Source organism: Anaerococcus sp. NML200537 (assembly GCF_026131715.1).
In the GTDB taxonomy this organism is placed as follows: domain Bacteria; phylum Bacillota; class Clostridia; order Tissierellales; family Peptoniphilaceae; genus Anaerococcus; species Anaerococcus kampingae.
Genome location: NZ_JAMXSL010000013.1, coordinates 13547 through 40334, shown reverse-complemented (window position 1 = coordinate 40334; position 26788 = coordinate 13547). Strand labels below are relative to the sequence as shown.

The 26788-nt window shown below is 35.9% G+C and carries 22 protein-coding genes; 15 read left to right on the top strand and 7 right to left on the bottom strand.

From position 1 onward, the window contains the following. Window positions 1–46: 46 nt before the first annotated feature. The 4 genes from NH288_RS05220 to uraA all read left to right on the top strand — a co-directional run bounded on the left by NH288_RS05220 (window position 47) and on the right by uraA (window position 4857). A complete protein-coding gene (locus tag NH288_RS05220; RefSeq protein WP_265213657.1) occupies window positions 47–1354 on the top strand; it encodes an ABC transporter substrate-binding protein in 1308 nt (435 codons plus the stop codon). Between the two features lie 197 nt (window positions 1355–1551). Then, the gene (locus tag NH288_RS05215; protein WP_265213655.1) at window positions 1552–2763 is read left to right on the top strand and encodes an arginine deiminase; all 1212 of its coding nucleotides are present in this window, start codon (window positions 1552–1554) and stop codon (window positions 2761–2763) included. Between the two features lie 56 nt (window positions 2764–2819). Further along, a complete protein-coding gene (locus NH288_RS05210) occupies window positions 2820–3131 on the top strand; it encodes a hypothetical protein (protein ID WP_265213654.1) in 312 nt (103 codons plus the stop codon). Between the two features lie 460 nt (window positions 3132–3591). Beyond that, window positions 3592–4857: a uracil permease gene (gene uraA, locus NH288_RS05205; RefSeq protein WP_265213653.1), complete on the top strand. Its 1266-nt coding sequence runs from the start codon at window positions 3592–3594 to the stop codon at window positions 4855–4857. A gap of 55 nt (window positions 4858–4912) precedes the next feature. On the opposite strand, the gene NH288_RS05200 is transcribed toward uraA, so the two are convergent. Continuing rightward, window positions 4913–6094, bottom strand: a complete 1182-nt coding sequence (locus tag NH288_RS05200) for an NAD(P)/FAD-dependent oxidoreductase (RefSeq protein WP_265213651.1) — start codon at window positions 6092–6094, stop codon at window positions 4913–4915. A 94-nt stretch (window positions 6095–6188) separates the two neighbouring features. Here NH288_RS05200 and NH288_RS05195 point away from each other — a divergent pair, with 94 nt between their 5' ends. The 9 genes from NH288_RS05195 to NH288_RS05155 all read left to right on the top strand — a co-directional run bounded on the left by NH288_RS05195 (window position 6189) and on the right by NH288_RS05155 (window position 15683). Then, entirely contained in the window at window positions 6189–6689 is a 501-nt protein-coding gene (locus tag NH288_RS05195) for a GNAT family N-acetyltransferase (protein ID WP_106460960.1), read from the top strand. Beyond that, window positions 6686–9247 (top strand): ATP-dependent DNA helicase, encoded by a 2562-nt coding sequence (locus NH288_RS05190; RefSeq protein ID WP_265213649.1) that lies wholly within the window; start codon window positions 6686–6688, stop codon window positions 9245–9247. The genes NH288_RS05195 and NH288_RS05190 overlap by 4 nt, the downstream gene beginning before the upstream one ends. 40 nt (window positions 9248–9287) lie before the next feature. Then, a complete protein-coding gene (locus tag NH288_RS05185; RefSeq protein ID WP_199792168.1) occupies window positions 9288–9614 on the top strand; it encodes a PadR family transcriptional regulator in 327 nt (108 codons plus the stop codon). Beyond that, entirely contained in the window at window positions 9611–10306 is a 696-nt protein-coding gene (locus NH288_RS05180) for a pseudouridine synthase (protein ID WP_265213647.1), read from the top strand. The genes NH288_RS05185 and NH288_RS05180 overlap by 4 nt, the downstream gene beginning before the upstream one ends. A gap of 127 nt (window positions 10307–10433) precedes the next feature. Further along, complete coding sequence (locus NH288_RS05175) at window positions 10434–11006, top strand: glycerol-3-phosphate responsive antiterminator (protein WP_265213645.1); 573 nt, start codon at window positions 10434–10436, stop codon at window positions 11004–11006. Between the two features lie 9 nt (window positions 11007–11015). Continuing rightward, window positions 11016–12521: a glycerol kinase GlpK gene (gene glpK, locus NH288_RS05170; protein ID WP_265213643.1), complete on the top strand. Its 1506-nt coding sequence runs from the start codon at window positions 11016–11018 to the stop codon at window positions 12519–12521. A 118-nt stretch (window positions 12522–12639) separates the two neighbouring features. Then, a complete protein-coding gene (locus tag NH288_RS05165; protein WP_265213642.1) occupies window positions 12640–14061 on the top strand; it encodes an NAD(P)/FAD-dependent oxidoreductase in 1422 nt (473 codons plus the stop codon). Between the two features lie 9 nt (window positions 14062–14070). After that, window positions 14071–15330, top strand: coding sequence for an NAD(P)/FAD-dependent oxidoreductase (locus NH288_RS05160; protein WP_265213641.1), 1260 nt, complete (start codon window positions 14071–14073; stop codon window positions 15328–15330). Beyond that, a complete protein-coding gene (locus NH288_RS05155) occupies window positions 15327–15683 on the top strand; it encodes a DUF1667 domain-containing protein (RefSeq protein WP_265213640.1) in 357 nt (118 codons plus the stop codon). The genes NH288_RS05160 and NH288_RS05155 overlap by 4 nt, the downstream gene beginning before the upstream one ends. A 92-nt stretch (window positions 15684–15775) precedes the next feature. Here the strand turns inward: NH288_RS05155 and NH288_RS05150 are convergent, their stop codons facing one another. The 3 genes from NH288_RS05150 to NH288_RS05140 all read right to left on the bottom strand — a co-directional run bounded on the left by NH288_RS05150 (window position 15776) and on the right by NH288_RS05140 (window position 19785). Then, window positions 15776–17248, bottom strand: a complete 1473-nt coding sequence (locus NH288_RS05150) for an NAD(P)/FAD-dependent oxidoreductase (RefSeq protein WP_265213639.1) — start codon at window positions 17246–17248, stop codon at window positions 15776–15778. Between the two features lie 58 nt (window positions 17249–17306). Continuing rightward, a complete protein-coding gene (locus NH288_RS05145) occupies window positions 17307–19325 on the bottom strand; it encodes an alpha/beta hydrolase family protein (protein WP_265213638.1) in 2019 nt (672 codons plus the stop codon). A 142-nt stretch (window positions 19326–19467) separates the two neighbouring features. Further along, window positions 19468–19785 (bottom strand): putative quinol monooxygenase, encoded by a 318-nt coding sequence (locus tag NH288_RS05140; protein WP_265213637.1) that lies wholly within the window; start codon window positions 19783–19785, stop codon window positions 19468–19470. 137 nt (window positions 19786–19922) lie between these two features. On the opposite strand from NH288_RS05140, the gene NH288_RS05135 reads away from it, so the two are divergent. Both NH288_RS05135 and NH288_RS05130 read left to right on the top strand, forming a co-directional pair. After that, entirely contained in the window at window positions 19923–22151 is a 2229-nt protein-coding gene (locus NH288_RS05135; RefSeq protein ID WP_265213635.1) for a zinc ribbon domain-containing protein, read from the top strand. 64 nt (window positions 22152–22215) lie between these two features. Continuing rightward, window positions 22216–23547, top strand: a complete 1332-nt coding sequence (locus NH288_RS05130; RefSeq protein WP_265213633.1) for an alpha-amylase family glycosyl hydrolase — start codon at window positions 22216–22218, stop codon at window positions 23545–23547. An 87-nt stretch (window positions 23548–23634) separates the two neighbouring features. Here NH288_RS05130 and NH288_RS05125 read toward each other — a convergent pair whose 3' ends face one another. The 3 genes from NH288_RS05125 to NH288_RS05115 form a co-directional block, all read right to left on the bottom strand. After that, complete coding sequence (locus NH288_RS05125; RefSeq protein WP_265213631.1) at window positions 23635–24000, bottom strand: hypothetical protein; 366 nt, start codon at window positions 23998–24000, stop codon at window positions 23635–23637. Between the two features lie 627 nt (window positions 24001–24627). Beyond that, window positions 24628–25689: a site-specific integrase gene (locus NH288_RS05120; RefSeq protein ID WP_265213629.1), complete on the bottom strand. Its 1062-nt coding sequence runs from the start codon at window positions 25687–25689 to the stop codon at window positions 24628–24630. 136 nt (window positions 25690–25825) lie between these two features. After that, complete coding sequence (locus NH288_RS05115; protein ID WP_265213627.1) at window positions 25826–26779, bottom strand: hypothetical protein; 954 nt, start codon at window positions 26777–26779, stop codon at window positions 25826–25828. Window positions 26780–26788: the final 9 nt, after the last annotated feature.

The following is a 26788-nucleotide window of genomic DNA, read 5'->3' as shown; positions in this document are numbered from 1 at the left end:
TAATTAGCCGAGAAGCACCTTTAAAAAGGAGAAATAAGGGGTAAAAATGAAAAAGAAATTATCATTATTAGCAGCGCTAGTCTTAAGTCTAGGAGTATTTTCAGCATGTGGATCTACATCAAACGAAGCTCCTAAAGAAGAGACTAAGGTAGAAGAATCTAAAAAAGCGGAAGATTCTAAAGAAGAAAAGGCAGAACCTGCCAAAGAAGGCCAGACAGAAATCAAATTCTGGCATGCAATGGGTGGCGGACAAGGCGAAGCTCTAGAAGCAATCGTAGCTGACTTTGAAAAAGAAAACCCAGATATAAAAGTAACACTTCAACACCAAGGTGGATATGGTGATCTTAACCAAATCCTAGTTGCAACAATGCAATCACCTAAAGACCTTCCAACTATAACTCAAGCTTATCCTGACTGGATGCTACAATTTAGCGATGCAGGCATGGTAGCTGACCTAACAGATAGGGTAAAAGCCGAAGGCGGAATTGAAGATTATGATGACATCTTTGAAGGCGTAAGAAACGAAATCGAACAAGATGGCAAAATCATCGGCCTACCATTTAACAAATCAACAGAAGTTCTTTGGTACAACAAAGACCTATTTGATGAACTAAAACTAGAAAACCCAACAAACTTTGAAGAGCTAAAAGAAGTAGCAAAGAAAATCAAAGAAGAAAAAGGCATTCCAGCTTTCGGTTGGGACTCTCTATCAAACTTCTACGTAACCTACCTTAAAAACAAAGGCATAGACTTTGGTCCAGACTTAGATGTAACAAGTCCTGAGTCAATCGAAGCGGTTAATTATTACCTAGATGGTATCAAAGAAGGCTACTTCAGAATAGCAGGAACAGACCAATACCTATCAGGTCCATTTGCCAATGAACAACTAGCAGGCTATATTGGATCAAATGCTGGTGAAGTATATGTAAAAGAAGGTGTAGAAGATAAATTCACCTACGATGTAATGCCATATCCAGCTGATAAAGCTGTTCAACAAGGTACAAACGTATATATGTTTGAAGGTGCAAGTGATGAAGAAAAAGATGCAGCCTTCAAATTTATAAAATACCTAGCAAGCAAAGAAGAACAAATTAAATTTGGTCTAGCAACAGGCTACATGCCAGCTAGAAAGAGCGCTGTAGAAAGCGATGAATACAAAAATTCAGAGTCAAAAATAGCTCCAATCCTAGCACCAGCAAGTGAGAAATTATTCTCAAGACCACTTGTATCAGGCAGCCAACAAGCCTACAACGATATAGCAACAAAATTAGAAGAAATCCTATCAAACCCAGATGCTGACGTAAAAGCAGAAATGGAAGCATTCAAAGGTCAATTCGAAGCAGATTTCCAATAAGAAAATAAGGACCAGCGACCAGCTGGTCTTTTTTTAGAAAGTGATTGCTAAAAATATAACAATATTAGCCGAAAATGAAAAATCGTGCTATAATATAGGTAGAAAATTAAAGATATCGGCTTATACCGGTTGATAATAGGGACTTTTGTAGTTTTGTCTACAATAGTCCCTTTTTTAAAAAATATTTTGGAGGAGATATGGCAAGAATTAATGTAAATAATGAAATCAAGACCCTTAAGAAGGTTATGCTACACAGACCTGGAGATGAGCTTTTAAATCTTACCCCTAACCTACTAGATGAGCTTTTATTTGATGATATTCCTGATCTAGAAAAGGCCCAGGAAGAGCATGATGAATTTGCGAAGATTTTTAGGGATAATATGGTGGAAGTTGTTTATCTTGAAGACCTTATGGCTGAAACTCTTAGTGCAAATGATGGCCTTAGGGAGAAGTTTTTAAAAGAATATTTAGATGAGGCAGGTCTTGTCAATGCTGATATTTTCAAGGAATCTAAGAATCTTTTAGAAAGTATTAAGGATAATAAAGAGTTTGTAGAAAAAACTATGGCTGGCATTAGCCTTGCAGAAATTGATGCCTTTAACCATCTTAGAGATAGGGTTGTAAGCCACGAAAGATACACAGCTATAAATCCTATGCCAAACTTATACTTCACCAGAGACCCTTTTTCATCAATAGCAAATGGTGTTTCAATAAATGCCATGTATTCTGTAACCAGGTCTCGTGAGACTATCTATGCTGATTATATCTTCAAATACCACCCAGAATATAAGGATATCAAAGACTATTATGGCAGACATGAAGATAAGCACATAGAGGGTGGCGATATACTAAATATCAACGAAAATCTAGTCATGGTTGGTATTAGCCAGAGAACTGAAATCGACGCTATAGAAAAGCTTGCTAGAAATCTAATTTTTGATGAAAATAACGAAGTTAAGCAAGTTCTTGCTGTAAATATTCCAAATGAGAGGGCCTACATGCACCTTGATACGGTCTTTACCCAGATAGATTTTGATACCTTTACCTACCATCCAGGAATTATTTCTAGCTTCCATGCAGTAAGCTTTACATCAAAAAATGGAGATCTTGTAAGCGAGCAGATGGATAAGAGCCTAGATGACCTACTAAAAGATGCCCTTGGCCTTGATAAGATTAATCTCTTGTCATGTGGGGGAGGAGACCCAATTGCAGCCCTTCGTGAACAGTGGACAGATGGGTCAAACACCCTAGCTATTGCCCCAGGCAAGGTTATAGTCTATAAGAGAAATAATGTCACAAATAGGATGCTAGAATTAAATGATATAGAGGTTATAAGGCTAGATTCTTCAACCCTTACAGTCGGTAGGGGTGGTCCAAGATGTATGTCTATGCCACTTGTTAGAGATTAGGAAAAAGTGGGTATAAAATACTTAAGATAAGTATTATCTTAGAAAGGAAGTATCTTATGGGATTATTTAAAAAACTCGCAGCCATAGCGGCGGCAGATAAGATTACCGACGCTTTAAAAGATGATAAAAAGAAAAGAGGATCTAAAATGTTTAAAGAAAGCAACTACAAAGATAAACCAAATATTATTTCAAGAATAGCAAAGGGAGCCTTCCTAATAGGGGCAGGCGCCTACCTACTAAAGAAAAATAAAAAAGAAGTCAAAGAAGGTATTGAAAATGTCAAAGGCGGTGTAGACAGAGCTAAAGAAAAAGCCAACAGAGCCAAGGATGACTTTATAGATGCCTTTAATGGTGAGGAATTAGAATAAATTATTTAATGAACCCAGAATTATAAGAGATATTGAAAAAAATGGTGTTTTGGGTATAATAATATTAACCAAAGGGATATTAGTTCCATTGCGAACGAAAAAAAGGACGAGTTGCAGCTCGTCCTTTTTTTGGCTAGTTATCATTGTATTTTCCGTCTAACCATTTGCAAATATAGTAACCACTTACATTTGCCATAACGGAAATCAAAAGGGATATTAGGAAATCCATTGCAAACACCCCCTTTCTGCTATCAGATTGGGTAATTATAACATATATATTATATCATATTTTTCTCTAAAATAAATCTATAGTTAGGCTCACAGCCTTACTTTCCCAAGTTTGATTTCTTATAAAATTATTTGCAAAACTTTTCTCTATCTTCATTGACAAAGTATCTTTCTTTGGGTATTATATAGGAAGTTTGGGGTCCTAGATCTCGAAAAATTTATGGAGGTATTTATGTCTAAAGAAAAGAAAATCTATCATATTGATGACAAGGTTCCAGCTAAATTACTATTGCCGCTATCTTTGCAACACACTTTTGCAATGTTTGGGGCATCTGTTTTAGTTCCTATTTTATTTCAAATTAACCCAGGAATCGTTCTTCTTATGAATGGTATTGGTACATTATTATTTATACTTATTACTAAAGGCAAGGCACCTGCTTATTTGGGTTCCTCATTTGCATTTTTAGCACCAGGTACAGCTATTATTGCAAAACAAGGATTTGAATATGCGCAAGGTGCCTTTGTTGTAGTCGGAATTTTGGGTTGTATCATGGCCTATATTATCTATAAGTTTGGCATAAAATGGATTGATGTAGTATTGCCACCTGCTGCCATGGGTGCTGTTGTAGCCCTAATTGGTTTTGAGCTTGCAGGCAATACCGTCACAGGAGGTGCCATTGGTGCTAACCTTATGACAGATACAGCTAGCTCTAAGGACTTTATAGTCTTTGCTATAACCTTACTTACAGCTATTATTGGTTCTGTAGCCTTTAAGGGATTTTTCTCAACAATTCCTATCCTAATTGCCATAATTGTAGGTTATATTTCAGCAGTATTTTTTGATATGGTTGACTTTACACCAGTTCTTGAAGCTAAGCTATTTACTATGCCAAACTTCCACTTGGCTAAGTTTTCAGTAGAATCAATCCTTGCTATGCTACCGGTAATACTTGTCATAACAAGCGAGCACATTTCCCACCAAGTCGTTACTTCAAATATTGTCGGCAAGGACCTTCTAAAAGATCCTGGCCTACACAGGTCAATCTTTGCAGATAACTTCTCTACAGCCATTTCAGGTCTTGTAGGTGGTGTACCAACTACAACTTATGGTGAAAACATCGGGGTTATGGCTATTACTGGAGTTTATTCAGTCCAAGTTATAGGAGGAGCTGCTGTGGTTTCAATCCTTATGGCCTTCTTTGGACCACTTGCAGCCTTCATCTCAACCATTCCAGGCAATGTCATCGGCGGGGTAACCTTCCTACTTTACGGAATGATCGGTACAAGCGGCATCAGGCTTTTGGTAGATCAAAGGATCGATTATTCAAAATCTATAAACCTAGTCCTAACATCAGTAATATTTATAGCTGGTCTTTCAGGCCTATCAATTAAGTTCGGGTCAATAAACCTATCAGGCATGGTTCTAGCATCTGTTGTAGCAGTTGTACTATCAGCCTTTATGACTCTTTTAAGAAAATTAAACTTAACAAATCAATAAATTTAGCAGATAAAAAATCCAAGACGATCCTTATGATCATCTTGGATTTTTTAAATTAAAGACCAAATATTTCTGTGCCTAGCTTTGTTTCAGCTGGATTTTTTCCTTCAAAGACTATAGCTTTGACATCCATTTGATATTTTATATCTCCCCAAAGGATACCGCCTACAAACTTATCTCCATTTTTAAAGAGTTTGTAAATTTTACCGTCTTTTTCGATTTTTTCTTCTTCGATACCTTCGCCAGAATTCATGCCTGCAGAAAATAGCTTGATGTCGTCAATCATGAGGGTTGAGAATGGTTTTGGTTTTTCATAAGTTCTATGTTCTCCAGTCATGTTGGCACCGGCAATCTTGCCCATTTCCATGCTGGCTGTCCAAAGTCCGATTGTGAAATTATCTATTTGAGCCACATCTCCTGCAGCGTAGATGTCATAGCCTTCTACCTTTAGGTCTTCTCCTACTAGGATGCCCCTGTCTGTGGCTAGATCTGAGTTTTGGGCGATTTCTATATTAGATCTTACACCTGCTTGGATCATGATGGCATCAGCTTTGATTTCTGAATCATCTGATAGCTTTACTCCAACAACGTGGCCATCTTCGATTAGGATTTCCTTGGTATTTTTGCCTGTTAGGGTTTCAATTCCCATCTCATTTAGGGCCTTTTCTAATTTGCCTGAAAGGTCTCTGTCAAGCTGTCTAGCTAGTAGGTAATCAAAGGCTTCAATTACAAGGATATCAAGGCCAAGCTTGTGAGCTGAATCAGCAGCTTCTAGTCCTAGGATTCCACCGCCGATTATAACTAATTTTTTCTTATCCTTAACATAATTTTTAAATTCTACTAGGTCTTCTGAGCTTCTTATTGCAAAAACACCTTGGCTGTCAGCGTTTTTGATAGGTGGGATAAAGGCATGAGCTCCTGTTGCAATTAGGACCTTGCCATATTCTATCTCTTCTCCATCTTCAAGGTAGGCAAGCTTCTTGTCCTTATCTATTTTTACAACCTTTGTGTTAAATCTTTCCTCAATGTGTCTGTCATTATACCAAGGGTCTTTCTTGACAAGGATTTCATCATCGTTAAAGTCCTTGGCAATTAGCTCTGATAGTCTAGTTCTCCAATAGGTATGACCCTTTTCATCAGATACTATGAGTATAGTCGCTGTATCTTCGTGTTTTCTAATTTCTTCTGCAGCTGATAGACCAGCTATACCATTTCCTATAATTAAATAATCGTACATTTACTATCCTTTCATATTTTGCTTATCTCTTATAATTATATCACTTTGATAAGATTATAACAACGATAAGAAGCTTTTATGGTATAATATTTCTATGAGAAGAGCAGAAATTAAAGATATAAACAAAATTGAATACATAATAGAAAATGCTAAAAAAGCCCTAAAGGAAGATGGTATAGACCAATGGCAGATTGGGTCTATGGATAGGGATTTTCTTTGTAATCAAATTATTAAAGGCAAGTCTTATGTCTACGAAGATAAGGGGGAGGTTAAGGCCTATGCATACCTTTCTGATGATAAGGAATCACCTTATAAAGACCTTGACCAGGATTTTAATGGGGAAAATTACATTACCATTCATACCTTTGCAGTGGATATTGAATCTAGGGAAAAGGGACTTGGTTCAAGATTTATGATGGAGATACTAAAGTATGGAATTTATTTAAATCTTGATAGCCTAAGGATAGATACCCACCATGATAATTTTAGGATGAGGTCTTTGTTAAATAAATATGGCTTTAAAAAAATTGGGAAAATTTTAATTGATGAAGAAGGTAAGAAAAAGCCAAGAATAGCCTATGAGTTAATGTTATGATTAATGAAAAGCAAGATATAATTATAAATAAGGCAAGAACTCCTGCTGCAGTAATCGCTGGCCCTGGCACTGGTAAAACCTTTACCATAGTCAAAAAAGTCGTAAGCCTTATAAAAAACGAGGGCTATCAGGCAAATAGAATTCTAATTACTACCTTCACCAAAAAGGCTGCCAAGGAGCTTTCTACAAGGATAATTTCAGAATTTAAAAACGAAGGAATAAGAGCCGAGCTTAAGGATATGATGATAGGAAATTTCCACTCCTTGGCTCTTGATTTTATGGAAAAATACCCAGTCCTTGATGAGAATTTCCTTGATAAGACCATCATAGATACGGTGATGGAGACCTATATAATCGAAAAAAATCTGGACCTTTACAAAAAAATCCCAGACTATGATATTTTTATAGACTACAACGACGTCTTTGCCATAAAAAATATCTACGAAGAAATAACAAACAAGCTCTACGACCCCCTAAAATTACTAGCAAGCGAGGACCCAAAAGAGGCCTTTGCTGGCAAAATTTTCCTCACTCATGAAAAAATATTAACAGACAGAAACCTAGTCAACTTCCAGATGATTTTAAGGGATTTTTATAGGCTCTTAGATGACCCAGTAAGGGGAGAAGAAATCAGGTCTGACATTGACTTTGTCATAGTCGATGAATATCAAGACACCAACCACATCCAGCAGGAGATTGCCTTTAAGCTAGTCAGGGATAAGGAAATCATGGTCTTTGGAGACGATGACCAGTCTCTATATGCCTTTAGAGGGGCAGATCCAAAAAACTTAACCAATTTTAGCGACAATTTCTATAAGGCCAAGGGCTATAGGGCAAATATTTATAGGCTTGATATAAATTACAGGTCCAACCAGCATATACTAGATGGGGCGAGTACTTGGCTTAAAAGCTTGGGTGCTAAGGATATAATAGATAAAAATCTCAGAGCCAAGGCTAAGGAATCTAATCCAAATACAATAGTTAGGGCCAGGGCCTATGAATATGGCAATTTATTAAAGGTGGTAAAAATTTTATCCACCTATATAAATCTTGGCCAAATCGCCTTCTTATTCCCATCCTTGGGAAATGATTATGTAAACAATCTCCAAGCTTTTTTTGAAGCAAATGGCCTAAGGGTATTAAATAAGAAATCTGCTAAATATTTTGAAAGAAGCGAGATAAGGGCCCTTGTCTTTATTCTAATGAAGCTAGTAGGTATTAGTCCATATTATGAAGACCCGGCCAATGCTTATGGCAGGGATGCTAAGGCAAAAATTGTCTATATGAATTATCTTTTTGACCTTAATAACGATTTGTCTCTAGCCCAAAACAAAGAAATCATGGATTTTATTGATTCTAAAAAGGGAGCTGATATACCTGTCACAAATCTTCTCTACCAAGCTCTAGGTCTTGATTATTTTAGGGCCTTTCTTGCTAAAGATGAAAAGGAAATGGAAGCCTTAAGGGAGATTACAAATATTTCTGCCTTCATAGGAGCTGCAAGGGATTTTGATGAGATTTATGGAAGTGATAGGGGTGAAGATTATTACCAGGAATTTGTAGAAGCTTATATCTTTCACCTATACTCATCAAAGGCCATTGAAGAATTAAAAGACCTCGAAAGTCACAAGGATGCGGTAAATTTCATGACCATCCACCAGGCCAAGGGTCTTGAGTTTGATACAGTCTTTATATCTGGTCTTTTTGACAAGCCAAGGGCAAATACCAATGATTTCCTAGCAAAGAGAGATCCAAAGGACTTTACTTTCGTAAAAGATTTTTATAGGAAATACTATACAGGCTTTACTAGGGCCAAAAATCTCTTGGTTTTACTTGATAACAATAAGGATGTAAGGCTAACAAATTTTGCTAGGGTCTATCCTCCAAGTTCTATTTTAAAAACAATAGACTTCAAACGAAGCGAAGAAGAGAAGGAAAAGAAGACCCTAGCCTATACAACAGACATAGAAGTCTACAAGTCTTGTCCTTTATCCTACAGATTTATCAGAAAATTTGATTTTAAAGCCCTAAAGACAGAAGCCCTCTCCTTTGGTACCAATACCCATAAGCTTGCCGAATATATGGCCTTAAGGCCAGAAGATAAGGAAAAATTAGAAGCCTTTCTTAAGGAAAATCCAAAATATAAGGAGCCTTTGGAGAATTTTTCTAAAAGAGACTTTGAAATAGATGCTGTAGAAGCAAATTATAAGCTAGATAGAAACTTCTACATTCTCCAGGGAAAGGTGGATATAGGCCTAAAAGACGGGTCAATTTTGGATATAAAAACAGGATCCTATAAGGAAGATTTTATCGAAGCCTACAAAAATCAGCTCATGACCTACAGACACCTAGTCAAGGCCACAGGCAAGGATGTGAACAAGATGTATCTTTATTTTATAGAAGAAGATAGGCTCATAGAAGTAGACCCAACAAATTTTGATATAAATGAGATTGACAAGATTGCAAAATTAATCGATGAAAACCTCACCCTAAGAAGGACCGAAGATAAGAACAAGTGCAAATTCTGCCAGATGAAGTATTTTTGCAAAAGAGATTGATAAAAGTCTACTATGTAATACAATATAGCTAGGTGATAAAATGATAGATTCGCAAATGTTAAAGGGATTGATCGATGGGATAATCCTGCACATAATCAAAAATAAGGAAACCTACGGCTATGAAATAATCGAAGAACTCAAGCTAAATGGTTTTTACAATATGACAGAAGGAACTGTCTACCCAATATTGACTAGGCTTATCAAAAAAGGCCTAATCCTAGGCACCTACAGGAAATCAGACATAGGTCCTAAGAGAAAATATTACTATATAACAGATCAGGGTAGGGACTATCTTGAGGATTTTTACAAATCATATGATAGTCTAAGTCAGGCCATGGCAAATATCCTAGAAAAGGGGAGAAAATGAGAGTCGACAAGATGATAGGCAATACCGGCCTTGATACCAGGAAAAATATAAAAAGAAATGCAAAAAAAGGAGCCCTAGTTATAAATGGGGAGACTGTGAAGGATTCATCAACAAAGGTAGACCCTTATGTAGATGAAGTCTATTATATGGGCCATTTCGTGGAATATATAGAAAACATCCATCTAATGATGAATAAGCCAGCAGGCGTTTTATCAGCTACAAAAGATGAGGAAGAGACTGTAATTGACCTTTTGGATGATTTTTACCTAGATTATGACTTATCAATAGCAGGTAGGCTAGATAAGGATACAACTGGCCTTTTAATTCTATCGACAGATGGTAAACTCATTCATAAGATAACAAGTCCAAATTCAAATATAACAAAGACCTATGAGGCCATCACAAGAGATCCAATTGATAAAAGCTTCATTGAGGAATTTAAAAATGGAGTCTATATAAAAGAAGACGATTATACAGCAAGGCCTGCCGATCTTGAAATACTAGAGCCAAACAAGGCCCTTGTTAAGGTTACAGAAGGTAAGTTTCACCTTGTTAAGAGGCTTTTTTCAAATTTAGGAAATGAAGTTACCAGCTTAAAAAGAATAGCTATAGGAGATTTAAAGCTTGACCCATATTTAGATGAGGGTGACTATAGAGACCTAACTGAATCAGAGTTAGAGCTTTTTTCTTAGCTAAGATAATTTTATGAAAACACTTGCAAAAAATTAGTAAATGTGATAATATATTAATATGTTATAATAGATGAGAGAAACGAGCTTGATTAAGATTAGGCTCGTTTTGTGTGTTTTGAGGAGAGATATGCTAGATATAAGAGAAGAATTATATGAAAATCCAATAATAATGGCTATCAAGGATGGTAAAGACTTAAGAGAGAGTCTTAAGGAAGAGTATTCAGATAATAAATTAGTTTTTGTATTATATGGCAATATAGAAAGTCTTCCTACCATAGTCAAGAAATTAAAGTCTAAGAATAAGATAGTCTATGTTCACGAAGGCCTAATAGAAGGATTGTCATCATCTCGTTATTCACCTAGTTTTATCAAAAAATACACAGAAGCTGACGGGATAATTACAACAAGGGCACAGAATGCCTATGAAGCTAGGAAGATTGGCCTTAAGTCTGTCTTAAGATTTTTTCTCTTGGATAGCTTATCTTATGAAAGTGTCAAGGATACAATCAAAAACACCTCTGCTGATCTTCTAGAAATTTTGCCAGGTATAATGCCTAAAATCATCGAAGAAATTACAGGCTGGAGCCAGGTGCCACTTATTGGTGGAGGGCTCATCAGAGATAAGGAAGATGCTATGGCAGCCTTAAAGGCAGGGGCTATTGGAGTATCATCATCAAATACTAAAATTTGGAAAATGTAAGGATTGGTTATGACAAAATATATTATGGCATTAGATGCCGGAACAACAAGCAATAGGGCGATAATTTTTAATAAAAAGGGCGAGATAATGTCTGTCGCCCAAAAAGAATTTACACAATTTTTCCCACATCCAGGCTGGGTAGAGCACGATGCTACAGAAATATGGTCCACTCAAATAGGTGTATGCACTGAGGCTATGGCAAAACTTGGAATTGAGGCGAAAGATATTGAGGCCATTGGAATTACAAACCAAAGAGAAACAACCATAGTTTGGGAAAAGGACACTGGAAAACCTGTTTATAATGCAATCGTTTGGCAATGCAGAAGAACCGCAGACATGGCAGATAAGCTGGTTGAAGATGGCTACAGGGGTATGATTCAAGAAAAAACAGGCCTTGTTGTAGACCCATACTTTTCTGCGACAAAAATTAGATGGATTCTTGATCATATAGAAAATGGACAAGAAAGAGCTGAAAATGGTGAATTACTCTTTGGTACAGTTGATACTTGGTTAGTTTATAACCTAACCCGTGGCAAGGTCCACGTTACAGATTATTCAAACGCTTCAAGGACAATGATATTTAATATCCACACCTTAGAATGGGATGATGAACTTCTATCTATGCTTAATATTCCAAAATGCATGCTCCCAGAAGTCAAACCATCTTCTTATGTATATGGTACAACCTTCCCAGGCTACTTTGATGGCGAAATCAAGATAGCAGGTATAGCAGGTGACCAGCAAGCAGCCCTATTTGGGCAAACATGCTTTGAAAAAGGAGATGCTAAAAATACCTATGGTACAGGTGCTTTCCTACTAATGAATACTGGAGATGAAGCTGTAAAATCAGACAACGGCCTTGTAACAACAATTGCCTGGGGCCTTGAAGAAGGCAAGGTAGACTATGCCCTTGAAGGGTCAATCTTTGTTGCAGGCTCTGCTATCCAGTGGCTAAGAGACCAACTAAGGATAGTTGATGCTGCTGATGATACAGAATACATGGCCACAAAAGTTGATGATACAAATGGTTGCTATGTAGTGCCAGCCTTTACAGGACTTGGCGCTCCATATTGGGATCCATATGCAAGGGGCACAATAATTGGCCTAAGTCGTGGCACTAATAAATACCACATAGTAAGGGCGACCCTAGAATCTCTTGCCTATCTTACAAATGATGTATTAGAGGCTATGCAAAGAGATGCAGGCCATGCCCTCCACGAACTAAAGGTAGATGGTGGTGCAAGTGCTAATAATTTCCTTATGCAATTTCAAGCAGACATGATCCAATCAAAGGTAGAAAGACCAAAAACACTTGAAACAACAGCCCTAGGAGCATCTTACCTAGCAGGTCTTGCTACAGGGTTCTATAAGGATAAGGATGAAATCAGAGAGTTTAGACTTGTTGATAAGGAATTTCAACCACAAATCTCCAAGGAAGAAAGAGATAAGAAGGATAGAAATTGGCAAAGAGCCATCGGCAGGTCATTTGACTGGGCCAAGCACTATGAAGAATAAATTTGATTGAAAATCAAAATTGTGATATAATCTAAGTAAGTTAATAAAGCAGAGATAAGCGAGTAAAAGTATAGCTACTTTTGCTTGCTTTTTTTTATAGGATTTTTAAGGAGCAAAGATGTTTGATGTAATAATTATAGGTGGTGGAGTTGTTGGAGCGTCAGTAGCAGCCCACCTATCAAAGAAAAAAGGTAAATTTTTATTACTAGAAAAAAACGAAGATGTATGTACAGAAACAACTAAGGCCAATTCAGGCATCTGCCATGGCGGCTATGATGCAGAACCAGGCAGCCTAAAGGCAAAATTCAATATTTTAGGAAATCAAATGATGGATGAAGAAAGCAAGCTTTTTGTCTTCCCATATAAAAAAATTGGAAGTCTAGTTTTATGCCACGATGAAAAGGACTTAGACAAGCTAGAAGCCCTCTACCAACAAGGTCTAGAAAATGGTGTAAAAGGCATGAAAATCCTAAATAGAGAAGAAACCCTAGCCCTAGAAAAAAACATAACCGAAGATGTAGTAGCTTCTCTATATTGCTCAGAAGCAGGCATCCTAGATCCATTTTTAATGAACATAGCCTATGCAGAAGTATCAAATATAAATGGGGTAGATTATAAATTCAACACAAAGGTAGAAAAAATCGAGAAAGCCCAAGACTACTGGATTCTACACACCGACAAGGGTGATTTTGAAACAAAGGCAGTGATAAACTGTGCAGGCCTCTATGCAGATGACCTACATAACCAAATTTCTGATACAAAATACGAGATCAAGGCCAGACGAGGTGAATATCTTCTTCTAGATAAGGAAACATCAGGTTTTGTAAAACATGTAATGTTTAACCTTCCAACAGAAAAAGGCAAGGGAATCCTTGTTACACCAACAATTGATAACAACACCCTTGTAGGACCTACATCAGACTTTGTAGATGATAAAAACGACAGAAGGTCAACGAGAGAAAGACTTGAGGAAGTTATAGAAAAATCAAATCACACAGTAAAGGATGTACCAGTAAGAATGGTAATCACATCCTTCTCAGGAAATAGGGCTCACGAAATAGGCGGTGACTTTATAATTGGGGAAAGTGAAGAAGGCTTCTTTGACTGCGTGGGTATAGAATCTCCAGGCCTAACTTCATCTCCAGCCATAGGCAAATACATGGCAGATCTTGTAGGAGATAAATATGGATTTGTAGAAAATAAAGACTTTACCTATGATAGAAAACCAATACCAAAGACATGTGAGATGAGCCTTGAAGAACACTCAGAGCTAATTAAGAAAAACAAACTATACGGCAAAATCATCTGCAGGTGTGAATCTGTAACAGAAGGTGAAATAGTAGATGCAATAAATAGGCCTCTAGGTGCAAGGACTGTAGATGGCATTAAAAGACGTGTAAGAGCAAGTGCTGGTAGGTGCCAAGGAGGATTTTGCCTTCCACATCTAATGGAAATCTTAGCCCGCGAACTAGGCGAGGATATGTCAGATGTAGTTAAAAACTCAAAAGAATCTTACTATGTAGACGGAAGAGTAAAGTAGGTGACTTATATGAAAAATTATGATTTAGTAGTAGTAGGCGGAGGACCTGCAGGCCTTGCAGCAGCAGCCAAGGCCTATGATTGTGGTATAGAAAAGATCTTAATTGTAGAAAGAGATAATAGGCTTGGTGGAATCCTTAACCAATGTATCCACAATGGTTTCGGCCTTCATAGGTTTAAAGAAGAATTAACAGGTCCAGAATATGCTGGAAGATTTGAAGATGAAGTGGCAGGGCGTGATATAGATGTAATGCTAAATACAATCGTAATGGACTTTAGCCATGATAAAACCCTAACCCTAATGAATGAAGAAAATGGCATGTTTCAAATAAGGCCAAAGGCAGTAATCCTAGCCATGGGTTGTAGGGAAAGACCAAGAGGAGCCCTAAACATACCAGGATCCCGTCCAGCAGGGGTATATTCAGCAGGTACAGCTCAAAAATTAGTAAACCTAGATGGCTTCATGCCAGGCAAAAAAGTGGTAATCCTAGGATCAGGCGATATAGGCCTAATTATGGCCAGACGTATGACCCTAGAAGGAGCAAAAGTCCAGTGTGTGGCAGAAATTATGCCATATTCAGGAGGCCTTAAGAGAAATATTGTCCAATGTCTAGATGACTTTGATATTCCCCTATATTTTTCAACAACAATATCAGATATAGTAGGAGATGACAGGGTAGAAGGTGTTTACCTATCACAGGTAGATGACCATATGAAAGTAATTCCAGGCACTGAAAAATATGTAGAATGCGATGCCATCTTACTTTCAGTAGGCCTAATACCAGAAAATGAACTAAGTAGGGATGCAGAAATCAAAATGGACCCAAGGACAAAAGGCGCAGAAGTATCCGACAGGATGATGACATCAATAGATGGAGTCTTTGCAGCAGGAAACGTCCTCCACGTCCACGATCTAGTAGATTATGTAACAGAAGAAAGTGAACTAGCTGGAGAAAACGCAGCAGCCTACATAAAAGATGAATTTAAAGGAGAAGGTGAAAAGAAAATTCACCTTAGGCCAGGCAATGGAGTAACTTATACAGTGCCTCAATATATAGCTCCAAGCTCAATGAGAGATGAAGTAGTAATCAGATTTAGGGTAAATAACATCTACCAAAAATCACGCCTAGTACTCGAAGTAGACGGAAAAGAAGTAGCCCAAAAGAGAAAACTAGTATTTGCCCCAGGTGAGATGGAAAATCTAGTCATAAAGAAAAGTGATTTATATAAAAACAGCGAAAAAATCGAAGTAAGATTGGAGAGCTTATGATCAAAGAATTAACCTGCATAAATTGTCCTCTAGGCTGCACAGTCAGCGTCACAGTAGAAGATGGACAAATCACAAATATCACAGGCAATACTTGCAAGAGAGGCGAAGTATATGCTAGAAACGAACTAACAAACCCAGTAAGAACAGTAACTTCTACAGCAAGGGTAGACGGAGCAAAAGAATACCTTGTATCAGTCAAAACTGAAGAGGGGGTTCCAAAAGCAAAAATCATGGAAGTAATGAAAGAAATAAACAAGGCCCACATAAAAGCCCCTGTAGCCATAGGTGATACAGTAATAGAAAATGTAGCAGGCACAGGAATAAGAGTAGTAGCCACATCCAAGGCTAGTTAAGATTTAAATAATCTAGTTTTTCAAAAAATAACTTTAATAAAGAATGAAATTTCAATAAAAAAATACCGACAAAATTTCTTGCCGGTATTTTTTTATTTGGATATTTCTTTTATAAATTTGTTTATATCAGCCTTGTTGACTCTTGTAATCCCAGAATGCTCTGAGTCGAAGCGGTCCGATTCTATATTTTTGCCTTCTTCATTTTCCATAACTTCAATTACTCTAGATCTGCAAAATGATCCTTGGCAAAAGCCCATGCCTGCCCTGGTTCTTCTTTTGATTGAATCAAAGCTATTGCAAGGGATGCCTCGATTCATGGCATCTCTTATTGTTGCTTCACTTACCTGTTCACACCTGCAGACAAGCCTTTCTGGATTTCCTAGAGGAAGATCTACTTTTTTTATAACTTTGTTAAAGTCCTCTAGTTCTTTATACTTAATAATTGCCTTCCTGTGAGGGTTAAAATCAGGGTCTTTTTCAAAGCTAAGTCCTAAATCTCTTAGGATATTTTCAATAATTCTTGCCACGGCAGGGGAGGCGGTGATGCCTGGAGATTGGATGCCAACTGCATTTATGAAGCCGCTTGTCTTAGTATTTTCGATTATGAAGTCCCCTGTAGATGAGGCTGGTCTTAGGCCTGTAAAGGACCTGATAAATTCTTTTAGGTTGATTACATCATCTTTTACAGATTTTTGAGCTAGTTTATAAATTTCAGCTAGCCTTTCTATGTGGGTGCTTTTATCTATTTCTTCTTCATCTATGGCATCTGGGCCTAGGAGAAGGTTGTTGTGGTAGGTCCTTGTAACAAGGATTCCCTTGGATTTTGGGCTTGGGGTTTGGAAGAGGACGTGCTTTATCCTAGAACCAGTGTCTTTTTGCATGATTAGGTATTCGCCAGACCTTGGATGGATGGTAAAATCTGTTTCTGTAATCATCTTTGAGATTCTAGCTCCTTCAAGACCTGAGGCATTTATTATAAATCGCGCTTCAAATGAATTTCCTGCTTCAGTCCTTACAGTGAAAATGTCCTCATCCTTGCTAATATCTGCTACTCTTTCTTTAAGCCTAAGCTTAACACCATTTGAAATGGCGTTTTCCATGAGGGCTATCACATATTCGTAAGGTGAGCAAACGCCAGCCCCTTTGCAGTATAGGGCGGACCTAGCATTTTCGGACACATTTGGCTCTAATTTTTTAAGTTTTGCTTGGTCAATAATTTCTATATCATCTAGGCCATTTTCAAGGCCTATAGCCATGAGCCTTTCAAGTTCCCTTTCATCTTCCTCATCAAAGGCAAGGACGAGGGATCCATTTTCGAAAAATCCGAAATTTAGGTCTTCATCAAGCTTCTTAAATTCTTTCCTGCCCTCATAGCAGATACGGCCCCTAAGCTCATGATGGGGCTCGGCATAGCCTCCATGAATTATGGCGGAATTGGCCTTTGAAGCGCCCATAGATACATCATTTTCCTTTTCTAGGACTAATACATCAAGCTTGTAGGCAGATAGCCTTCTAGCAATACTAGCTCCTGTGACACCTGCTCCTATAATTATAACATCATACATAAAAAATCCTTTCTAAAAGGGACAATATTTATTGTCCCTTTTACCTTGTTAGTTTATTTTATACTTGGAAATAAATGGTTGTATTTGCAACGGTCATTAGGGTTAGCAAGATCGCATTTATGAAGGCTGGTAGATAAATATTTTTATTTTTATTATATAGATATTTAGTATTTATAAATGCAATGACTAGTGATGGAACTAATGCCACTAACAAGATGCCAGATAGGGCATCATTTGGATATAAGGCTACTCCTGTTGTAAAAAGTTTAGCATATTGAAGAACTAACCAAAGTAGAATTCCACCCATGTTAATAATACATGCATAGAAGTAAGATCTAAGCCCTGTTTTATTATTTGAGTTTATTATTGAACCTGCACCTGCTACTAAGTAGTAGATAAAGAATAGTGGCATATACTTAAGTGCAGCTATTAAATGACTTGCTTCAAATGTTTTGAATGCTAATGACCAGATTCTAAAGTCTACTAATAAGGTTGCATCGATTATGAATAAAATTATATAAGAAACTAATGAGACAATTATAGCTATTATCAGAGATAGGAAAATTGTTCCTGGATTTCCCTTAAGTCCATATTCATATAGACCTACTCCTTTTTCATAATCTTTTCTTAAGAGGTATGAGTAAACATTAATTAGAATGCTTAACATTGCACAAATTAAGGCCCAAGTAACTATTCTATTGACTGTTGGTCCCTGAAAGACTGGTGAATCTTTAAAGACGTTAAATTTACTTAGAATAAATAAAACAATACTTGCACATAGACTTAAATAAGAACCTTTGCTCCAATAAATGTTTTTATATTCTTTGTTTAGAACTAGACCTGTTATTGCTAATATAAACATAATTATTGAAATGAAGTTTATGCTCAACATTCCACTTGAGAATAATTTTCCTTCATAGACAGTTGAATATATTAAAGCTGGAATTATTAGTCCAAATGCAAAGATAAGTTTGCTAGAGAATTTAGTCTCTAGACTTGTGTTTTCGATTGAAAGAGGAATACTAGCATCAGTTTTAATTTTTTTGAAAATTTTGAGATCTGATAAGAATCCTGCGAAGGCAATAAAGAAAATTGTAAAGCCAACGAGACCGATAAATTCAGAAGCCTCTTTGTACATCCAAGTTTGATTGTCGCTGCTTATTTCCTTTATTTTTTCTGATTTAAAACCATCGAAAGCTACGTCATAGAAATCAATCATATCTTTAGTTGTTGCTTTAGAAAAGTGATTCCAAGGGTGTGTTTGATAAGGTTGATAAATTATTCTTTTTCCTTCAGATTTTACATCGTACCAAGTATCACTCTTTGGATTTTCATCTTCAAGTATAGACTTTCCTTCATCAGTTTTAACGTAGTCTTTTTTCACAACGCTGCCAGGTTGCCCTTCTTGGTTGAAGAAAAATTCATCAAATTGACCAGCGATTTTTCCTATGAACCTATCATCCATGGAATCTAATATCGCTTGATCTTCGATTCCAAGTATTTTTTGCCAAGTGTGGTCTGACCCAGCTGATAGTTGGGCGTATATTTTTTTAATACCAGTTTTCTTGAAATCTTCTTGGTCATACATAACAGCATTGGTTGTTGAAAAACCACCCATTGAGTGACCGCTTACTGCGATAATTCCGTTCTTATCCTTATCTTTTAATACATAGTTTTGGTCATACATGTATTGAACTGCATCGTAAATCGATGTTGGCCAAAAAGACATGAACGAACCGGTGTTTTCGCTATTGCTCTTAGAATGCCCGTGGTCGTATTGGTCAAGAGCTAAGACAACATAACCACGTCTGGACATTTCAATAGCTGGTGCATCTTGCATTTCAGCTGAGTTTAAATATCCATGAGTAGTAACAAGTGTTGGCCTTGGATTTGTCTCATCGGCATCCTTAGGCTTATATAGTAGACCTGATAATACACCTTTTTCTGTATCGAAAGATATCCTTTTCACATCTACACTATGCCCTGAAGTATTAAAATAATTTGCTGATAGTGATCCTACAATAATCATAATTAAACTAATGACTATAGTGATTAGTTGTTTCCTACGGGTTTTCATAAATAACTCCTTTGCTATAAAATATTTAGGATCATAGACAAAAAGAGAGCGATAAAAACAAATCGCTCTCTTCTTCAAATTCTATGTAAACCTTTTCTATATTATATCATACAAAGATAATAAATTCAAGATGGTTATAAATCTACTTTCTTATGTATTTATCGTCATTTGATCCTTCTATTTCTTGGTATTTATGGACTTGCATTCTAATATCGTATTTTTCTCTTAATTTTATTATTTCGTCCATCATAGGTGATTGGTGGTGGATATTTAGGGCTTCTTGGTTTTCCCAGATGTCTAGAAGAAGAATCTCATCATCTCTTTCAAGGCTTTGATAGTATTCGTATCTTATATTTCCTTTTTGTGCCCTAATTCTTTCTACTATTCCTTTTTCTGTCATTTCCTTGGCGAATTTTTTGCTGTCCTTGCCCTTATATAAAATATTAATCGTTAATGTCATAGTTTCCTCCTAGTAAATTTTTACCCAAATTTGAGTTATCAAATATTTTTTACATTTAAAAGGCTTTTTAATAGCTAATTTGGTTTATATTTTAACTTTTAAAAGTATATTATATGTAGGAAAATAGGAGAAATGATATGAAATGTGACCACTGTGGTGCAAATATTGAAGATGATAGCTTATTTTGTCCTGTTTGCGGCAATAAGCTAGAAAAAGAAGACAAGTCTGGTGCTGACTCGTCTAAAGATAAAGTTAAAAAATCTAATATATTTGCAGAAAAGTTTAAAAAAATTAAAGAAATGGCTAATCCTAAGCCAAAGCTTGAGGAGAAAGCTCCTAAAGCTTCGAATTTAAATGATAAGGGTCCTAGGAAGGATGAGCCTTTAAAAGCTAATAAGGCAGAAGCAAGCCCTCAAAAAGAGCCTATAAATAGGATGGATAAGTCAAGCAGAAGGTTTGAAAACTTGGGAGAGTCTAAGCAAAAAGCCAACCAAAGATCCCTTATTGAAGAAATCCAAGAAAAGGTATCTTTTAATAATGAAGCAAAAAAAGATGATTCACACCTTTATATTGACGAAAATAATAATATGGCCAAACAAGGTCTTGAGGAAAAGCTTGATAGGCTAATAGGTGATGAATCTGTTAAGCTATCAAATATAACTGTTTCTGCCGGTATAAGAAGGATTCAAGATAGAAATAGGAAGTTTGATAGGGAAAAATCTCTTGGAGACTTAAAGGATAGGACTGCAGGGGCCAGACCACTTAAGGAAAAAAGTCTTGTTCCTGTTGAAGAGATAAGTGATGCAGACCATAAAGTTGATGAAATCAAAAAAGATTCAGAATCTTTTAATCCAAAGAAATATTTCACAAATAGGAATATTATCCTAGTTGTAATAGCCTTATTAGTTGCACTCTTAGGAAGTCTTTTGTATATGAAGCTCAATAAGGTAGAAGATGTTGTATTAAATCTAAGTGATTATATTACAATTTCCTACGAGGGTGAGGACGGAAAGGCTATTCCAAAGGCAGGCATTGATAAAGATAAGCTGATTTCAGATTATCAGGATAAGATCAAATATATCTCAAGGAATAATAATAAGGATTCTTACCCAAGTCCAGCCCATGAATTTGCTGAAGATTTGACCAATAATGTCATCTTCCAATATTCAAAAGATTCTGGCCTATCAAATGGTGATGAGATAACAATTATGGCAAATCTAGATAATATAAAATTATCAGATAAGTACAATGTTCAAATAACATCAGCCTCAAAACCTGTGATAGTCGAAGGAGCAGGGGGAGTGGCAAGTAATGGAGCAAATGAAGATGGTAGTGTCGATCCTTTTAAATTTATAGATGTAAAATTTGAAGGACAAAGCCCGGATATAAGTTTAATAACAAGCTTAAAGGACGGGGCCCCAGAATACATGCACACAGTAGAAATATCTCCATCGAAGACAAGTGGAATCAGCGAAGGGGAAGAAATTGAGATTACACTAAATTATAGTCCAGATCAGATGACAAATAACTATGGTGTAAGTCTTAATCCAACAAAGAAGACCTTCACAGCTAGTCCAAGCAACGATACAAGTGATGATAGCGATTCAAACTTCATAAAATCTACCAGCAACCTTGATGAAAATCTCCTGGGAGAATTAAAGAACAAGGCTGGAGAGCTTATAAAACAGACAATCCTCTATAAAAATATAATAAATGTAGATAATGTCGAATACCTAGGCTCAGTTACTGGCTATAACGATGACCAAAATGCAGAGATTAAAAATAGGGTCTACCTAATTTATGAAGTAAGCACATCAGAAAGACTAGCCGATATTAATTATCAAGGTAACTTCAAATATTACACTTTCGTAGAATTCCAAAACGTAAGCAAAAAAGCTGATGGAGATGGTAAATTCTTCACCGGAGGACCACTTACAACAGATAACCAAATATTCCATAAATTCTTCGTAGAAAGTGAATATAAGTATTATCAAATTGAATATCAAGGCTTCGGCTTCATTGACAAGGTCCTAGCACATGTGGGAAGTGCTATAGAGGGCCTAAGTGTGACCCAAGATAATAAGACAGAAATGCACAAGCACTTTGCAACAGGCGATGGAGTCATCGGGGAATATCAAGCTGATAACCAAAGGCTATCCCTAAGAGATGATGGAAGCTTGGTATATCAAATAGATAAGGCAGTTCACACAGGCTCCTACAGCATAGATGGAAATACAGTATCAGCAAGCATAAAAGGAGTAAATGTTGATACACCAATAACCTTAACCTATGATAATGGAAGCCTAAAGGCCGACGAACAAGGAGAATTTAGACAAACAAGCTTCCAAAAAATAGAAAACTTTTAATCTTAAAAGGAAATATGGTCAAGCTGTATTTCCTTTTAAAATGCAAAATAAAAAGAGGGAATAAATGCAAAATAAAGAACTAAAATCAACTTATTATCAAGTCTATCTAGAAAGTTTCCTAGACTCAAATAACGATGGAATCGGGGATATAAATGGTCTAGCAAGTAAAATGTCAATCCTAGGCCAAGTAGGCTTTAACTACGTCTTTGTAAGTGATATTTTTGGAGAAAAAGACGGAAAAACTGACTTTAATCAAATAAATCCAATTTTAGGGGATGATAAGGCTATAGTCAATCTTTATTGGAAGGCAAAGAAAAATAGGATCAAAGTAATCCTAGACTTTGAAAGCAGGGACTTAATAGAAAGTTTTGGCCAAGATGATTTCCTAGATGATTTTGAAAAAATAATAAAAAAATACCATGAATTAGGCATAAGAGGCATAAGGATCTTAGAAACAGATTATCTAAAAGAAATCTACCAAGATAAGTTTGAAGAAACCCTAAAAAATCTAAGGCAAATCTGTCTTGACCAAGAAATCCTATTTGTAGGAGAAATTGCCGATATAGATTTAATAAAAGATGACAATCTCCTAGATATGGTCTACTATTCAAAGGCAAGTGACCTTATCGTAAAAAACTCCTATGGCAAATTTTATAGGCTATTAGACAGATTACAAAACAATATAAAGGATAAGGACATACACTATGGTCTAGACCTTACAAATACATCGCACCCAAGAATAATGGATAAAATCCTAGGAGAAACAGGCGACACCCTAGCCCTATCAAAGGCTCTTGCCATAATGATGATAACAATGGGCATAGTTCCAATCTTCTACCAAGGCGAAGAAATAGAAGCCAAGGCAGAATATGAGCTAGATATAGAAAAGATAAAAGATTCAGAAATTAAAGAAGCCTATGAAAAATTCTTAGAAAGTGGCCTTGACAAAGACCAGGTCCTAGAGAAAATCAAAAGAGAAACAAACTTCTCAAGCAAGCTTGCCATGAGATGGGACCCTACAGCCCTGGGTGGATTTTCAAAGGTGGAAAATTATTATGGAGACATGATAAATCTAGATAATAATTACAAAGACTACCTAAAAGATGCCGATTCCTTTATCTTTTACCTAAACGAATTAATTATGCTGAGAAAAAGAGAATCAGCCTTTGGCCTAGGAGATTACGAAAAAATCTTCCTAGATGATTCAGTCTATGTCTATAAAAAATCATACAAGGATACAACTTATCTAATTCTAATAAATCTAACAGATGATTTTTACGAATTAGATGAAAAAATCTCAGATCTGATGGCAGAAGGGGAAGTCATCCTAAATAACAACCAAGACTACGAGACAGAAATCCTAGATGCCTACCAGGCCCTATTAATAAAATTATAAAATATTCATGAAATTAAAAAACACAAGCCTAAGCTCCTATGCTCAGCTTGTGTTTTTAAATTTGAAAATATTTTGGGATAGAATTGGCTAATTCCTGTCTTCTTCCGTCTTAAAAATTATCATCTTATTATCATCATTTAGGTAGAGATTGATGACTTTTCCTTCATCTAGGAATTTGTATTTGAAACCTGTGCCGAAATTTGATTGGTTGTTTTTAGTAGGTTTAGAAGTATCTTCAACTGCAGAATCAATCTCTCCATCAAAATCTGTCAGCTCATCGTAGACTTTCTTTTCTCCTGAATATAAATAGAGCTTATCATTAATAACGATCATAGGAATCATAACCCACTTTACATTCTCATTAGACTCCTTATTAATTTCGTTGTTATTTGTACTATTAGAACAAGCTATTATGGTAAAAATCGTTAAAAGTAGAAATAGAAAATTTTTCATAGATACCTCCTTAATTCAATGATGATAACGATATCATAGTTATGTAAATATTGTATTTTGAAAGTTAAAAAAGGCAAGAATCTCTTATGAATTTCAGATATGATTTAATTTTACAAATCATTACATGTAAAAATCCCCACCTTATTTACAAAGGGAAGAAGATTAAAATTAAGAAAGATTGAAATAAGCACATATAGTTTGTTTTTTAACATAAAAAAAAACAATCATGAATGATTGTCTATCTATATCTGGTTGGGGTGAAAGATTCGAACTTTCGAGCCTCACCTTCTCAAAGCCAAAGTGTTAACAATTTTATACAAAAAAATAGACAACCTTTAACGGTTATCTATTTATATTTGGTCGTACGAAAACCCGTTTGCTTCGCAAACTCTTCCGTGCTCCGCACTAGTTTTCGGCATAAAGGCCCCAAATCAAGGGGCCTTTATGGGTAAAAGGATTCCATCCTTTTACATATAGTTTGTTTTTAAGCATAAAAAAAAGACAATCATGAATGATTGCCTATCTTTATTTGGTCGGGGTGAAAGGTCTAAATCAAATAGCTTGTAGTTATTGAATTTTCAATGTTTGTATAATGAATAACTACATAAAAGCTACAGCCTTTTTAAATTAGGCGAATTTATCCATTTTGCTTGCAAAATTATTTATATCTTGTTTAGGTTTTTTCTTTGCTACATGGACGTAAATATCCATGGTTGTTTTTGAGCTAGAGTGCCTTAATCTTTCCTGTACGGCTTTTATGTCCCAGCCAAAATAGAATAGTAGGCTTGCATGGGTGTGTCTTAAGTCGTGGACTCTTATAGGTTTTAAACCTAAATCTTTTAAGGCTTTTTTTAATTTTCTATCTGGATCAGATAGCCTTCTATAATTTCCTTTAGAGTTTGGGAATATTATATCGTTTTTTGATTGTAGTTTTAATTCTTTTAGGATTAAAAGGGTTTCTTCATCTAACTCTAAAAAGGCTTTAGATTTCTTTGTTTTAGGGGTAGATACTACTAGTTTGTTATCCTTGCCCGTCCCTAGGGTCTTATTGATATCTACTCCTTTTCTTTTAAAATCTATATCTTTCCATGTTAAGGCTAGGCATTCGCCCCTTCTTAATCCTGCGTAGATAAAGATTCTAAACATTGCTTTCCAATAGATATCGTTGTTAAAGTATTCTAGAAACTTGTTAGCTTCATCTGGTTCTAAGAAGTTTACTTCATCATCTTTTTCTTTAAAGTGTGGCATTATAGGTAGATTAAAAGGGTTAGATGGTAGTTTATATATTCCCATAGCATAAGTCATGATTCTTTTAGCTTGAAAATAATATTCCTTGCCCTTTACAAATTGAGTAAGGCTTAAAGCAAAGTCCTGGCAATCTTTTGTGCTTATATCTCCTATTCTCATATCACCAAATACTGGCAAGATATGGATTCTAAAGATGGTTGTAGTGGATTGTAGGGTTGTTTCTTTTACTCTTGTTTTATATATTTCTAGCCATTCATTAAATACTTTTTGATACGTTATATTGCCTTCTACTTCATTTTGATAATCTTCTAGCATTTGAGTATAGGCAAAAATTGCTGCCGGCTTTGTAGTAAAGCCCGCCCTTGATTTTACTTTTTTACCTAATCTGATTTGAAATTTGTAATGTGTTTTTCCATTTTTCTTGTAAGCATCAATTTTCATTTTTTTCTCCTATTATTGCCCTGTTATTTTAAGGGTTTTTCTGATATAATAGAAATGTAAGCACACTTCTATTGTGGTTACGTTTGATTAAAAAGACCTTTGCTTTTGTGGTGATTGCGGGGGTCTTTTTTACTGTTTAGAAATCTTTTAGTCCTGGACCTGTTACAAGACAGCTTAGTTTTAAGTGGTCTACTATAACATCAGGGTCATAATTAGGATCAAACAAGTCGCCAAACGGCATATCAATATATGCTATTGGTACAGCCCATAGATTGGCGTTTTGGGTTTCTTGTATGTTTGCAGGCTCTGTTGATACATAAAAGAAATAAGCTGAGTGTTGACTATCTTGGCCGCCTATTGAAGAAGTTATGTGTATTCCTCCTGGGAATGAAGCTTCTTCTTGTTCATATCCGAATTCACCCTTAAAGTTTATTATGCTATTAAAAATTGGGTCGTCTTGTTCGTATTGATATTGTTCGTGTAAGTTGATTAAATCTTCTAAATCATATGCTTTTTTAAAGTTTTTAAATTCCGAAGCAACTTCTTTATCTATAAATAAGTTGAAATTATTTATTGGCAAATCGGGATTTTCTAGTCCTACATCTACTATCGCTTTTTGCATTACTGGGGCGTTTGAACCATAAATTGTTGAATATACAAATTCTTGTAGCGCAGCATAGATTGGTACAGAATTTAGCTTTATACCTTGCATATTGTGCACTTCAAGTGCATAGCCTATAGCACCCCTGGCCGATTCCATTTCATCAGCCCCTGAATTTTTCGCGGTTTCTGAAATGAATTTTTCAAAGATAGTAACTGGATTATTTAAAACCTCTTGTATTATGCTAGCATCTATTGATTGTGGATCAATGTTTGGATTTGTTTCTAAAGTCGCAAGTAATTTAGATTCTTCTTTATCTTTGCTGTCATCTGTCTCTGTTGAATTGTCACTTCCCTCTAACTCTTTTACATTAGCTTTTAAGTCTTTAATTTCCTGTTTTAACTCTTTGACTTCTTTAGTATCATCTTTTTTAGTCTCGCAACCTACAAGAGTCAGCAAGGCTAGTGCTAGGATTAATGATTTTTTCATTTTTACCCT

Coding starts and splice junctions, on each gene's coding strand:
- NH288_RS05115 (WP_265213627.1), bottom strand. CDS start 26,779: ATGAAAAAATCATTAATCCTAGCACTAGCCTTGCTGACTCTTGTAGGT.
- NH288_RS05155 (WP_265213640.1), top strand. CDS start 15,327: ATGATCAAAGAATTAACCTGCATAAATTGTCCTCTAGGCTGCACAGTC.
- NH288_RS05215 (WP_265213655.1), top strand. CDS start 1,552: ATGGCAAGAATTAATGTAAATAATGAAATCAAGACCCTTAAGAAGGTT.
- NH288_RS05220 (WP_265213657.1), top strand. CDS start 47: ATGAAAAAGAAATTATCATTATTAGCAGCGCTAGTCTTAAGTCTAGGA.
- NH288_RS05160 (WP_265213641.1), top strand. CDS start 14,071: ATGAAAAATTATGATTTAGTAGTAGTAGGCGGAGGACCTGCAGGCCTT.
- NH288_RS05180 (WP_265213647.1), top strand. CDS start 9,611: ATGAGAGTCGACAAGATGATAGGCAATACCGGCCTTGATACCAGGAAA.
- NH288_RS05190 (WP_265213649.1), top strand. CDS start 6,686: ATGATTAATGAAAAGCAAGATATAATTATAAATAAGGCAAGAACTCCT.
- NH288_RS05210 (WP_265213654.1), top strand. CDS start 2,820: ATGGGATTATTTAAAAAACTCGCAGCCATAGCGGCGGCAGATAAGATT.
- NH288_RS05185 (WP_199792168.1), top strand. CDS start 9,288: ATGATAGATTCGCAAATGTTAAAGGGATTGATCGATGGGATAATCCTG.
- glpK (WP_265213643.1), top strand. CDS start 11,016: ATGACAAAATATATTATGGCATTAGATGCCGGAACAACAAGCAATAGG.
- NH288_RS05165 (WP_265213642.1), top strand. CDS start 12,640: ATGTTTGATGTAATAATTATAGGTGGTGGAGTTGTTGGAGCGTCAGTA.
- NH288_RS05135 (WP_265213635.1), top strand. CDS start 19,923: ATGAAATGTGACCACTGTGGTGCAAATATTGAAGATGATAGCTTATTT.
- NH288_RS05195 (WP_106460960.1), top strand. CDS start 6,189: ATGAGAAGAGCAGAAATTAAAGATATAAACAAAATTGAATACATAATA.
- NH288_RS05130 (WP_265213633.1), top strand. CDS start 22,216: ATGCAAAATAAAGAACTAAAATCAACTTATTATCAAGTCTATCTAGAA.
- NH288_RS05200 (WP_265213651.1), bottom strand. CDS start 6,094: ATGTACGATTATTTAATTATAGGAAATGGTATAGCTGGTCTATCAGCT.
- NH288_RS05140 (WP_265213637.1), bottom strand. CDS start 19,785: ATGACATTAACGATTAATATTTTATATAAGGGCAAGGACAGCAAAAAA.
- NH288_RS05150 (WP_265213639.1), bottom strand. CDS start 17,248: ATGTATGATGTTATAATTATAGGAGCAGGTGTCACAGGAGCTAGTATT.
- NH288_RS05125 (WP_265213631.1), bottom strand. CDS start 24,000: ATGAAAAATTTTCTATTTCTACTTTTAACGATTTTTACCATAATAGCT.
- NH288_RS05175 (WP_265213645.1), top strand. CDS start 10,434: ATGCTAGATATAAGAGAAGAATTATATGAAAATCCAATAATAATGGCT.
- NH288_RS05145 (WP_265213638.1), bottom strand. CDS start 19,325: ATGAAAACCCGTAGGAAACAACTAATCACTATAGTCATTAGTTTAATT.
- NH288_RS05120 (WP_265213629.1), bottom strand. CDS start 25,689: ATGAAAATTGATGCTTACAAGAAAAATGGAAAAACACATTACAAATTT.
- uraA (WP_265213653.1), top strand. CDS start 3,592: ATGTCTAAAGAAAAGAAAATCTATCATATTGATGACAAGGTTCCAGCT.